This is a genomic window from Haloferula chungangensis, from assembly GCF_042664875.1.
GTDB lineage: Bacteria > Verrucomicrobiota > Verrucomicrobiia > Verrucomicrobiales > Akkermansiaceae > Haloferula > Haloferula chungangensis.
Map to the genome: position 1 here is coordinate 358,278 of NZ_JBHTBS010000004.1, position 11,814 is coordinate 370,091.

At 57.8% G+C, this 11,814-nt stretch carries 7 protein-coding genes and 1 tRNA gene; 4 read left to right on the forward strand and 4 right to left on the reverse strand.

The features are described from left to right. Position 1: 1 nt before the first annotated feature. Together ACFQY0_RS10485 and rtcR are read right to left on the reverse strand one after the other, a co-directional pair. Positions 2-3,106 carry an HsdM family class I SAM-dependent methyltransferase gene (locus ACFQY0_RS10485; protein WP_379712040.1) on the reverse strand — a complete coding sequence of 1,035 codons (3,105 nt, stop codon included), beginning with the start codon at positions 3,104-3,106 and terminating at the stop codon, positions 2-4. Positions 3,107-3,328: 222 nt separating this feature from the next. Next, positions 3,329-4,936: an RNA repair transcriptional activator RtcR gene (rtcR, locus tag ACFQY0_RS10490; protein ID WP_379712042.1), complete on the reverse strand. Its 1,608-nt coding sequence runs from the start codon at positions 4,934-4,936 to the stop codon at positions 3,329-3,331. 301 nt (positions 4,937-5,237) lie between these two features. Here rtcR and ACFQY0_RS10495 point away from each other — a divergent pair, with 301 nt between their 5' ends. The 4 genes from ACFQY0_RS10495 to rtcA all read left to right on the forward strand — a co-directional run bounded on the left by ACFQY0_RS10495 (position 5,238) and on the right by rtcA (position 9,933). Beyond that, positions 5,238-6,815 carry an RNA-binding protein gene (locus ACFQY0_RS10495; protein WP_379712044.1) on the forward strand — a complete coding sequence of 526 codons (1,578 nt, stop codon included), beginning with the start codon at positions 5,238-5,240 and terminating at the stop codon, positions 6,813-6,815. 345 nt (positions 6,816-7,160) lie between these two features. Continuing rightward, positions 7,161-7,293 (forward strand) — tRNA-OTHER (locus ACFQY0_RS10500). 77 nt (positions 7,294-7,370) lie between these two features. Further along, on the forward strand, positions 7,371-8,855 hold the full coding sequence (locus ACFQY0_RS10505) for an RtcB family protein (RefSeq protein ID WP_379712046.1): 1,485 nt from the start codon (positions 7,371-7,373) through the stop codon (positions 8,853-8,855). Positions 8,856-8,901: 46 nt separating this feature from the next. Beyond that, positions 8,902-9,933, forward strand: a complete 1,032-nt coding sequence (gene rtcA, locus ACFQY0_RS10510; protein WP_379712048.1) for an RNA 3'-terminal phosphate cyclase — start codon at positions 8,902-8,904, stop codon at positions 9,931-9,933. A 45-nt stretch (positions 9,934-9,978) separates the two neighbouring features. On the opposite strand, the gene ACFQY0_RS10515 is transcribed toward rtcA, so the two are convergent. Together ACFQY0_RS10515 and ACFQY0_RS10520 are read right to left on the reverse strand one after the other, a co-directional pair. After that, on the reverse strand, positions 9,979-10,566 hold the full coding sequence (locus tag ACFQY0_RS10515) for a hypothetical protein (protein WP_379712050.1): 588 nt from the start codon (positions 10,564-10,566) through the stop codon (positions 9,979-9,981). Between the two features lie 145 nt (positions 10,567-10,711). Next, a complete protein-coding gene (locus ACFQY0_RS10520; protein ID WP_379712052.1) occupies positions 10,712-11,791 on the reverse strand; it encodes a Ca2+-dependent phosphoinositide-specific phospholipase C in 1,080 nt (359 codons plus the stop codon). Positions 11,792-11,814: the final 23 nt, after the last annotated feature.

Below are 11,814 nucleotides of genomic sequence, written 5' to 3' on the forward strand. Positions count from 1 at the left end.
CCTACGGGCCTTTTGTAATGTGATCAGCGATGACCGATGCAGCGTCCATGGTGGCTTGGGCGACGGTCCATTGGAAACGTTGAAGGGGCTTGAGCAGGTAGGTGCGATCTTTATGGTAGTAGCGGAGGGATCGGCGGAAATAGACCCACTGAGGTTCTATTTTCCGAAGGTGGATAAGGGTCGCAGCCGCTTCGGTGTCTTCAGGTTCGACTGAATCGCAAATCTGGATACCTCCTCTAATGGGTTCACTCGTCGCCCGTGCAATACGTAGTAGGCCGGCTTGGTCGGTTAGTGTGATCGTGATTTCGTGACCCGAACCCGACGATAGTCCGAGAAACTCATCCAGATCGGCTTTCAGGGCTCGGGCATAGTCTCTCAGATCCTTTTTCGATGGTGCCTTAACGGCCTCGTCACCTACGCGCCCATCATTGAGGTGGATTCGAGTTTCTATAAGACTTCGAATGAGGTTCTGGTCGCGCTTGGTGAGACCAAGGGCTTCGGCTGTGAGTCGATTCAGTTCTTCAAGCAGGGGCTCTGCGGGCTCTCTGGAAGAATTGTTTGAGAAGTCGAGATCGTCCTCGGTGTTATTCAATCGGGCAGGAGGGGTCTTCGCCAGTTTGTCGTGAAGGTCGGCCCAAATTTTTAGTTCGGACCGGGACAGTTTTACCAATGGAATTGGAAGGGCTCGGACCGCGTTTAGAGTTGAGACGTAGCGTTGGACTCCAAGCTGTGAGGAAGAAAGGAATTCGTGATATCGTGCAAAATCCGAGCTGAGAAATAATGCGAGGGCCTTGAGGAGAAGCGTATCGTCCGTTGGCGACACGATGCCGATCTGTCGTGCAGGGACGACGAGAAATTCATTGCTGAAGACGGCAAAGTTCCGGGCGGCACTCAGGATGACATGAGGCGGGCGGCAGACGGAAAGGGGAAGAGTGGCGCGGCCCTTCCGAACCCAACGTTCTTCTTTGGGAATGGTCTTTAGAAAGCGGTCCTCGAAACGGAAGAGCCGTCGCCACTTCGCCAAGCTTTTGGTATCCAGGGTTTTTGCTCCTGCAATTTCAGGGATTTCGTCCAGAGGTTCTTTGTCGCTCCAAGTTCGATTCTGTAGCCCTTCCGAGATCTGGAATGTTTCCCCTTCAAGTTCACCAAGCTTTGGGAAGCTCGAACTCAAGCGATTGAGTAATGCGGCATCTCCTGGGCAACCCCAAGCGGCGATCTTCCAAGGCAAGGACTCGCCATTGGCTACCGAAGCCATCGGAAGTTCGCGGACATCACTGGAGTCGATGGTAAGCACCCATGACTCGATTCGACTTCCCGGTTTTCTTGGTCGGGTGACTTCCTGATTGGCGACCAGAGGAGAAAAGACTCGAACACTTTCAGGAGGGTGTCCTTCGACCCGGTGCTTGAAAAATACGGCAGCGGATGGAACCCGGAATCTTCCGCCCGCCAGAACTTCAGCGAGGTTGGAAAAATTAGCGACGGTGCTGACATCGAAGTGGGAAATGAATTTTTCCCGAAACGTCTTTGCTGCGGTTTCGAAGAGCGTCATTGCGGGAAGGAGCAAGGCGGCTCGGCCCGTCGGCGCGAGATGCTCTTCAGCTTTCCATGCGATTGCTCGGGCCACTTCGTTGTTTCCGACGGGATGAGTCTTCGAGTACTTTTTGATCCAGCTTGCGGCCTCCGCGAACGTCCTTCCGGGACGGGTGAGGCTTATCTTCTTCCAAGGTGGGTTCCCTACGACCCAATCGTAAGTTTGATCTTTGGCGCGGCTTGGCCCGGGCGAGGAAAAGAAGTCGCCTTCGACAATATTTTGACCTCGAAGATCCGGGAGTTTGAAGTTGTGAAGAGGAGGCTCGAGGTCGGGAGGATTAATGTAATCGAGTAAGGTGAGAATAAGGCTAAGTTCGGCGACGCTGCAGGCATCTGGATCAAGATCGATCCCAAAAATGGATTCCTGAAGTAGCTCGCGAAGTTGTCCGGGTTTGGGTGTCGTTCCCGGTGGGAATTCTCTCTCAATCAGTTTGCGATAGCACTGCACGAGAAAGGCACCCGAACCGCATGTGGGATCGAAAACGCGCATTCCTCGTTTGAGCGGAAGATCGCTGTCGAGTTGGGAGAGCATCAAGTTCACGACCGGAAGAGGCGTGTAGTAGGCTCGGGTTTCTGAGCCCCTTGTTTGCGTAGACTTGTCCGGAGCGTCGTGAAGAAATTGTTCGTAGACTACCGACAGAGTCTCAACCGGGATGAACGAGAAATCGTAAGCGGGGAAATCGAGGTGGAGCTGCCGGCTGCCGTCGGAGGTGATGTCTTCCCCCGCGAAGATTCCAGATACCCATTTGATGTGATGGCTCTTGATCCCGCTCTTTTGAGAAAAATCGATGGGGAAGATCCGACCATTCAACCACTGGTCGAGCTTAGCGCAGACTTCCCGGAAGCCGCTGAGCGTTGCTTGGGACCCGAAAACCTGCTCACTTCGCAATCCCCATCGCTCGAGTTTTTTATCCGAAAGGATTCCCCGATCTCTTAGATAGTGGAGATAGACGAACTTTCCGATTAAAGCGTGAGAGCTTTCTCGCGGAAGTTCCTGAGCCTGAAGGTGCGCATCTAGGCTCTTGAGATTGTCGAGCAGGCGGGCGTTCAGCCGGGTTGTCGGTGTGATCTTTGAGGAATATCGGTTCCATGTTGCTCCTGAATCGATCGACTTGGCGGAGAACGACGAGAGCTGAGAGGCAATATCGTCGGGCTTGACGAGGCGTTGGAGAACTCCATGGGAGTCTTTGTTGCCACCGGGCGAATAATCGAATCCAGAAAACACTCTGATGCCAGCTGGGCTGGAGACAATCAGGTAGGGAACGACGTCTTGATTCCAAACCAATTTGTGAATCTCTGAGACTCTCTTCTCGTCGTCAACATGGCAGACGTAAACCAGTGGGATGGCTGGTCCAGGACCTTTGAGAGTGTAGGCACCCGAGAGTGAAAGCTCCGCGCCGGCTTTGCGGAGAACGTGCGCAAACGAGCCAAGACGGCCCCATGTGAACTCCGATTCGGTGACGAAATTCGGGGAATCATGGTAGCCTAAAGCTGAAATGACTTTGGTGGCGCTCAATGTGGTCTTTTGAACAGTAGCGTGTGCTGGTTGTGGAGAGTTTTCAAGTGCCGAAGCGAGCTTGTTGGATTTGGTGAGCTTTTTCGAGGCTGGAGATCAGGGATTTGATTCCGTGTGATCCAGATTGAAGATCCTGCGGGAATCTGTGGTAGAGCCTTGCGCTAGGCAACAATCTTGATGCGCAACAGATCGGTTGTCTGAGGAGCTTCTTCGTTTCATTGATCACTGGTTGACTCGGGCGAAATCCAGATCCCACCTGGCAAGATATTTTTTCAAACGGTCGGCGTCGTTGGTGACCTTGCGCTTTTGGCGAGTGGCGGCGAAAAGTTCGCGGCCGGCTTCGGAAAGGGACTTGGAACGCTGACAAACGGCAACGACGTGGGCGAGCTGGACCTGGTCAAAGGGGTCGATCTCGGCGAGCTGGCCGGCGCTGAGGATCTTGGTGAGATCAGCGGATTCGGAGACGGCGTTTTGGCCTGGGCGCCGCCAGCTTTCACGCAGTCGGGAGATTTCTTCGGTGACTTCCTCGCGGCGGATGCGGCCGCGCGGAGCGAGGGTCGCCATGCGGGTGATGGCGGCGTTGAGGTCGCGGAAATTACCGAGCCAGTGGGTGTCGGGCGCTTGGGCGAATGTGAGGAATTCCTCGCGAGCTTCCTTGTTGAAGGAGGCCTGACGGCCTTCCTTCTCGGCGAAGCGACGGAGTTCGTAGTCGAGGTTCGGCGAGATGTCCTCGTGGCGGTCGCGCAGGGCGGGAAGCGAGAAGGTCCAGAGGTGGATGCGTGCGAGCAGGTCTTCGCGGAAGCAGCCTTCGGCGACGGCTTCGCGCAGGTCGCGGTTGGTGCCGGCGATGAGTTGGAAGTCGCTTCTCACAGACGAGTCGGCCCCGACGGGGAGGAAGGTTTTTTCTTCGAGGGCGTGGAGCAGTTTGGCTTGTTCGTCGAGACCGAGTTCGCCGATTTCATCGAGAAAGAGCAGGCCTTTGTGGGCTTGGCGAAGCAGACCGGGTCGGTCTGACTGGGCGCCGGTGAAGGCGCCGCGGCGATGCCCGAAAAGAGCGGAGGCGGCAGTGTCGCCGGATAGAGTGGCGCAGTTGACTTCGACGAAATCGCCATCGAGTCCGCCGCGTTGGTGGCGGAGCTGATAGATCCGCCGGGCGAGGTGGCTTTTGCCGGCGCCGGTGGGACCTGTCAGGAGAATCGGGGCTTTCGAGCGCAGGGCGACCTGTTCGATGCGTTCGATGAGCTGGTTGAAGTTGTCCGAGCGGGTGGCGATGCCGCTTTTCAAAAAGTCGGTGGTTTCCTCAAGGTCGCGGGCGAAGCGAGTACTAAGGGCGTCGTACTTTGAGAGGTCGAGGTCGATGAGCGAGTAGCGACCGGGCCCGTGGGCTTCCTTTCGGCGACCACCGCGTGGAGGTGCCGTCTGGATCAGGCGGCCGGGGAGGAAGCCGGCTTCGTTGAGCAGGAAGAGCGAGATCTGGGCGATGTGGGTGCCGGTGGTGATGTGGATCAGGTAGTCGTTCTGATCGCGATCAAAGGGGTAGTCGCGAGCCCAATCGTGGAGACCGCCGTAGACATCGGCGAGGTCCCAGGGATCGCGTCCGAAGCTGATCTCGTGAATCTGCACGTCGGTCTCGGGGGAGACGAGGCGGATGTCGGCGGCGACCAACTCGGCGAGCGGGCGCGCGCTCGACTCGCAGAGAAGTTCGAAGCGGTCGAGGAGCAGGTCCTCGTGCTGAAAAAGGGAAATGCTGGGGCGCCACCTGTCCCAGCGCTCGGGGCTGATGCCACGATCGAGCTGGGTGCCGAGGATGCCGATGGCGACGCGGTTCATGGGAGGATCGGAAATTGAAACGCCAAGACGCCAAGGACGCGAAGGGAAGGAGCAGGCGCTTGCATTGGCTCTATGATGAATGCTGCAGCCCGCAACGTCAATTTCGATGGATGAAAGACTAGCGAAAAAGATAAGAATGGAGCTTTGTTTAAGATGAGAACGTCTGGAGGGTGCATGTTTCTAGTGTGTATAACCGGCCTAATGCCAGTGGATTAGGAGGAATTCCATGATCGAGCCCGGGGTCTTGGCACGGCGAGTGCCAATAGGGTTTGGTCCGACGAAACCAGCGGACGATGAAACCATGGCAAACAAGAATTTATTCCGAACCCTTCGTGGGGCGCTCGCTCCCAAGGCGACGACTCGAAACGATGCCGGCGGACCGGCATACGGTTTGTCGGACAAGGCGGCTCTGGCCCGCATCGCGGCGACCGGTTGCCTGACGCCTACTTTCTACGCTTCGGCGGAGAACCAGCTCGATCGGGTGCTCGAGCTGGCCGCCCGGGTGGATGTCGATTTCCTGGCGAAGACGGCGCTTTATGCGCGTCGCCGCGGTCACATGAAGGACATGCCGGCGCTGCTCTGCGCGGTGCTGGCAACTCGTGACATGGACCGCCTGGAAGAGATCTTCCCGCAGGTCATCGACAATGGTCGGATGCTTCGGAATTTTGTGCAGATCGTGCGATCGGGAGTCACGGGGCGGAAGTCCCTTGGCTCGGGACCGAAGCGTCTGGTCCGGCGTTGGTTGGAACGGGCGACCGACCGGAACCTGCTCCAGGCATCGATCGGGAATTCGCCTTCCTTGGCGGACGTCGTCAAGATGGTCCACCCACGGCCGGAAAATGCCACGCGTGAAGCGTTCTACGGATGGCTGTTAGGCCGTCCTTACGATGCCGATGCTTTGCCTCGTCTGGTGCGCGAGTTCGAATCCTGGAAGCTGGATCGTTCGGGAGAAGTTCCTGAAGTTCCTTTCCAGATGCTGACCGCGCTTGAGCTCGGTGCCCGTGAATGGGCGGCGATCGCCGGCGGGGCGAGCTGGCAGACGACTCGGATGAACCTGAATGCCTTCTCGCGTCATGGCGTGTTCCGTTTCGGCGGAATGGCCGACAAGCTCGCGGCTCGCTTGAGCCATCCCGAGTTGGTCCGACGTTCGCGGGTGCTTCCTTATCAGCTGTTGGTCGCCTATCTGAATACTTCGAAGGAGGTTCCGGAGAAGGTTCGTGAGGCGCTGCAGGATGCGATGGAGGTTGCCCTTGAGAATGTGCCTCGGATCGACGGATCGGTCGTAGTCTGCCCGGACGTGTCGGGGTCGATGCAGTGGCCGGTCACCGGATGGCAAAAGGGCGCAAGCTCGGCGGTTCGCTGTGTCGACGTCGCCGGCCTGGTGGCTGCGGCGATACTTCGGACGAATCGTTCGGCACGCGTGCTCCCCTTCGAGGTCGATGTGGTCGATGCCAATCTCAATCCTCGGGACTCGGTCATGACGAATGCGGAAAAGCTGACCAAGGTCGGTGGCGGCGGAACGAATTGTTCGGCACCATTGGCAATGCTGAATCGTGAGAAGGCCGCGCCGGATCTGGTCATCTTCGTCTCGGACAACGAGTCGTGGGTCGATGGAAATCACGGCGGACGCGGAACGGCGGTGATGGCCGAGTGGGAGAAGCTCAAGCAGCGGAATCCCCGGGCGAAGCTGGTTTGCATCGACATCGTGCCCAACAGCACGACCCAGGCGCCGGACCGGGACGACATTCTCAATATCGGAGGCTTCAGCGATGCGGTCTTCGGGATCATCGGGTCCTTTGCAAAGGACGGAAACGGAACGGACCACTGGATCCGTGAAATCGAAAACGAAACTCTAACTGAACGAATCAAGATTGCGTGAAATATGGAGAAGGAGTTTTTAACTCCTTGCGCGGTGGACCGGCAGCGGTGGCTCCGCAAAGGACTTGCAAAGTCCTTCTCCCTATTGACCGGTGCGGCGGATGCGGAACCTGACTACAACTTCCTGAAACGAACAAATGTCATGCTCCATTTCTTGCCGCCGTGCTGGCCAACCTTGCCGAATGCTGGTGAGACTACATTGGTAACCAGCGGGTTCGATTCCCGCCCGGGTCGCAAGACCTGTGATGTCTCACCGACGGTTGTCGGCACTCACTTTCAACTTCGCGAATGCAGGGAGGACTACATTAATAATGCATTGGTCGTCGGTTCGAATCCGACTCTCGGAAACGAGGTAGCTCAGTCTGGTAGAGCAGTGGAAACGTCTTCCCGATCCTTGTCGCGAAACTCTTTCATCAAACAATAAAACTTCGCGAATGCGGAGAGGACTACATTTGTCGCCGGTTCGACTCCGGCTCCTGGCAACAGGGTAGCTCAGCGGTAGAGCCATGAATGTCTTCTCAACTCCTTGTCGCGAAACTTTTTCAAATCATCAATTATGAACACCATCCACAAAACTGACGAGGCCATTGGCTTCATTCCACTTCCTGGAGACAAAGGAAAGCCCATCACCGTGATCGGGAACGATCACATCCGTGCCGGCTTCGATGAGATGTGTCTGCAGCAGATCGTCAACTCCCGGATGGCTCCGGGAGTGACCGATACGATTCTCAATCCCGACGGACACGCCGGCTACGGGGCTCCGATCGGCTGTGTGATGGTCTCACCGACGCATATCTATCCCGGCCCTGTCGGGGTGGACATCAAGTGCTCGATGTCGCTGCTTCAGATGGATATCCCCGAGGATGTCATCGCGGACAAGAAGACGCGTCGTGCACTGATCAATGCGATCATCGAACGAACTCCAACGGGTGCGGGGCGCGGACAGCGCAGCGTGAAGAAGGGGCGTCGGGTCGGGCAGGAGCTTGGCATCCGCGCGGTGACTGAAGGGGCATCGCCAGGTGTCTGTGAAGCGCTCGGGATTCCTCCGGAGTGGGCGGACCGCTGTGAGGACTCGGCACACGTTGGTCACGATGGAACGATCGATGCGCTAGGGAGCCGTCTCGAGTGGATTCTTGATCAGAAGCGGATTCGAAACTTTGGCGACAAGATCGGCCAACTCGGATCCTACGGAGGGGGTAATCACTTCGGAGAGTGCGAGATCACGCGCTTGATTGATCGACCTTCGGCTCGTGAGGCTTCGGATACCTTTGGTTTGAAGGACGGACATGTTTCCTTCCTCAGCCACTGCGGATCGCGTGGCTTCGGGAACCTGTTAGCGACGGCCCAGTTCAAGGATCTTGAGCGCAAGTTCGAGAAGTGGAGCACGCCGTATCCTGCGGGTGACAAAAAGTTGGTCTATGCGCCTCTCGGGACTCCCGAGGCGGATGCCTACATCGATGACATGTCGCTGGGTGCGAACTTTGCGACGGTCAATCACCTGCTGATCAATGCGCTGGTGCTCGAGGCCTTTCAGGAAGTGCTTCCGGGGACCATGGGGAATCTCGTCTACTTCATTTCGCACAACATCGCGCGTGAAGAGATCGTCAACGGAACGAAGTCGTGGGTCCACCGCAAGGGGGCGACGCGTGCGGTTCCGGGTGGGCACTTCTCGCTGGCAGAAACGCCGTTCGCGGAAAGCGGGCATCCGATTCTGCTGCCGGGAAACCCTCGTGATGGCTCGGTTGTGATGGTCGCGCAAGGGGGGGCGGAACGCACGGCCTGGTCGGTGAATCACGGGGCGGGTCGTCAGATGGGGCGCAAGCACGCGGCTCGGACCTTGGACCAGAAGTCGGTCGATGCGGAGTTCGATACTTCGGACATCCTGTTCAACGGGCGGAAGTATCCGATCGATGAAGCGCCGGATGCCTACAAGAACTTTCAGGAGGTTCTTCATAGCGTGGAGGCTGCCGGGCTGGCACAAACGGTGGCGAAGCTGCAGGCTCGATTTGTGATCAAGGATTCGGCGGAGGCTGATGACTAGGGAAGTGCCGAGTGAGCAGTGAAAAGTGAGCAGTGGAAGAAAGATGATGAAAACGATTCAGTTAGACGGAAGTAGCGGGGGTGGGCAGATGCTGCGCACGGCGCTGTCGCTGGCGATGGTGACGGGGCAGGCGTTTCGGATGACGAATATCCGCGGGCAGCGCCGGAAGCCGGGATTGATGCGCCAGCATCTGACTTGTGTGCGGGCGGCTTGCGAGATTTCCAACGGCACGGCGGATGGTGCGGAGATCGGTTCGACCGAGCTGGTCTTCCGGGCTGGGAAAGTACGAGGAGGATCGTACCAGTTTGCGATTGGTACGGCGGGGAGCACGTCGCTGCTCTTGCAGACCTTGCTGCCTGCGCTGTGGTCGGCGAAGGAGCCGAGCGTGCTGCGTCTGGAAGGGGGCACTCATAACCCGATGGCGCCGCCTGCGGATTTCATTGGACGAGTGTTCCTCCCGGCGATGGCCGAGATGGGTGCTACGGCGGAACTCCGCTTGATTGAAACGGGCTTCGCTCCGGTGGGAGGGGGCGTGATCGAGTGCGAGGTTGAACCATGTGCAAAGCTTCATCGAATCGAATGGATGGAGCGCGGGGAGTTGCGGGAAAAATCCATCCGAGTGCCGGTGAGGGATCTGCCGATGTCGATCGCTGGGCGTGTGCTGGATTCAGCGCTGGCGGCCTTTCCTTGTGAGGATGCGAAGGTGGTGGCCCTGCCCGAGGGGCCGGGTCGCGGAGTAGCGTGCTTTGTGGAAGCCTCTTTCGACCACGGAAATGAGCTGTGCGCCACTTTTGGTGAGCACGGGACGAGCTCGGAAAAAGTCGGCCGTCGTGCGGCGAAGATGATGAATGATTTCATCGGCAACGGCGCGGCGGTGGGGCGGCATTTGGCGGATCAGCTGCTACTGCCGATGGCGCTGGCGGGCGGTGGTCGTTTCACGACGATGCCGCCGGACAGTCACGTCCCGACGAACATCGCGGTGATCGAGGAATTCCTACCGGTGAAGTTTTCCTGCGAAAAGGGCGACAACGGAGTTTGTGAGGTCTCGCTGCGGTCGCGGGACTCACGTGCCGACTGAAGTCGGCGGTTCGGCCTCAAAGGTCGGTGAAGGCTCGTCGGTTGTTCAGGGCTTCTCCAGGATGATCTCGTAGACTTCGTTGCTGCGGATCACCACGGTCTCTCCGAGCTTGCGCTCGGCCAGATTCAGGTCGTCGCGAACCGTGTACTTTTCGGTCGATCCGTCGACGAACTTGAGGGTGACTTGACGCTTCTTTTCATTGATCGCGGAGATGACCGCCGAGGACTGGTAGGTGTCCGACATTCTCAGCGATGGCTTGTCGCCGACAGATGGGAGGTCGACGGTGCCGTAGGCCTTGTCTTCGACCTTCTCTCCTGGCTTGGCCATGCGGAGGATGAACTTCTCTGTTAGAGACACCGTGAGTTGGTCTCCGACATTGATCTGGTCGAAGTTCCGGACTTCAGGACCCGCGGTGAAGTTGAGCTTCTTTCCGTCCCGCGAAACGAGGGTTACTTTGCGCTTGGCCGCATCGATTCCGGTGACCGTGGCCTTGAAGGTGGTGACGTCCGTGACTTCGCCGCCTGGAACACCGTGTTCGGTTTTCACCGTGGTCTCGGTTTCCCCGGTGAGGGAGCTGCAGGAGGTGGTGGCGAGGGCGGCGATTGGGAAAATGATTAGGTAGGATCGTTTCATGATGAACTTTGTCGGGCTTTTGCTGCGCGAGATCCTAGCAACAGCATGGGGAGATTCAAAGAGGGGATATTCAGCGAGTGAATGGGTCCTCCGTTCGGCTGGAGTTGTTCCGAGGGGGGCTGAGGGAATCAGTGCCACAGGACGCTCACTCCTGATCCCTGGTCGGTGCCGGCTCGAGCAGCAGTGGATTCGCCCGGACAAATTGATCGTCGGAAAAGCGGACTCGATACGGTCCAATCTCCTTTCGAGCTTCGGGAAAGTCGGTGCTGACGAATTGAGCTCCTGAGGCGAAGGCTTGATCCCGTCGGGAGCTGTCATTGTTGCGGCCCTCCTTGAGGCTGATATCTGCGCGGGTTCGAACGAGAAATCCTGCCTTCACCAGCCTCTGGATTTTATCGAAATCCTTCTTGGCATCGTTCACCTTGAACCATCCTGCGGTGGGCTCTTCAGCGTTCTTGGCACTTGGAAAAATGAGCCGATTCTTAAGCTGCGGATCGGCCGAGCTGTATTCATCGCGGATGCTGCCTTCGTTATCCAATGCCAGCATGATCTTCCCCTGGCAGTGCTCAAGCTCAGGCCAACCTGTTGTCATAAGCGCAGTTCTGAGGTCGTCGCTGGTGCCGCGCACATCGTCCGGCGTCAGTAGTTGTTTGCGGTCGACGGCTTCCAAGATCACCGCCTCCATCTCATGGATGCCGGCATTGCTCCAGCGATCCTCGCCGCCTTTCAGTTCTAGCAGAACCATGATCGGATGATGGTTCGGGTGGGCCTCCGACCAGCTCGCGATTTCCTTGATGGCCGCTTTGAGAGTGAGGACCGTGGTGCGGAAATCGAAGTCCGGGTGATGGAGGACCTTGATCCCCGGTTTCAGGAGGGCCCCTTCTGGATCGTGTTCCTCAGGCTTTCCAATTCCTGCGAGTTTGGCGGCGGCAAAGGCGGCCGGTTTGGCATAGCGCCCCCCATCGGGGTCAGGGTAGAGGTCGAGTTCGAATTGCCGGATGCCCATGTCCAGTTGTTCGCTCAGTGGAGGGTGAGAATAGGCAAGCGACTTGGCCTGGTTCTCGCTGACCTTCCGAATCAAGGTCGTCTCCACGCTTCCTGGCTCGAGGTGATAGGAATTGTGGGTGCCGATGACCTGAACCTCGTTCAGCCGGGGACTGGCTGTCGAGAGATTCACCAGCGCGAGCAAGCATGCGAGACCGAGCCCATATTGAAAACGTTTCATTTCTGGGCTTATGAGAGTGGGCT

What these genes read in the sequence shown, in the direction of transcription:
- rtcR (WP_379712042.1), bottom strand. Translation starts at nt 4,936, where the DNA reads ATGAACCGCGTCGCCATCGGCATCCTCGGCACCCAGCTCGATCGTGGC.
- ACFQY0_RS10495 (WP_379712044.1), top strand. Translation starts at nt 5,238, where the DNA reads ATGGCAAACAAGAATTTATTCCGAACCCTTCGTGGGGCGCTCGCTCCC.
- ACFQY0_RS10505 (WP_379712046.1), top strand. Translation starts at nt 7,371, where the DNA reads ATGAACACCATCCACAAAACTGACGAGGCCATTGGCTTCATTCCACTT.
- rtcA (WP_379712048.1), top strand. Translation starts at nt 8,902, where the DNA reads ATGAAAACGATTCAGTTAGACGGAAGTAGCGGGGGTGGGCAGATGCTG.
- ACFQY0_RS10515 (WP_379712050.1), bottom strand. Translation starts at nt 10,566, where the DNA reads ATGAAACGATCCTACCTAATCATTTTCCCAATCGCCGCCCTCGCCACC.
- ACFQY0_RS10520 (WP_379712052.1), bottom strand. Translation starts at nt 11,791, where the DNA reads ATGAAACGTTTTCAATATGGGCTCGGTCTCGCATGCTTGCTCGCGCTG.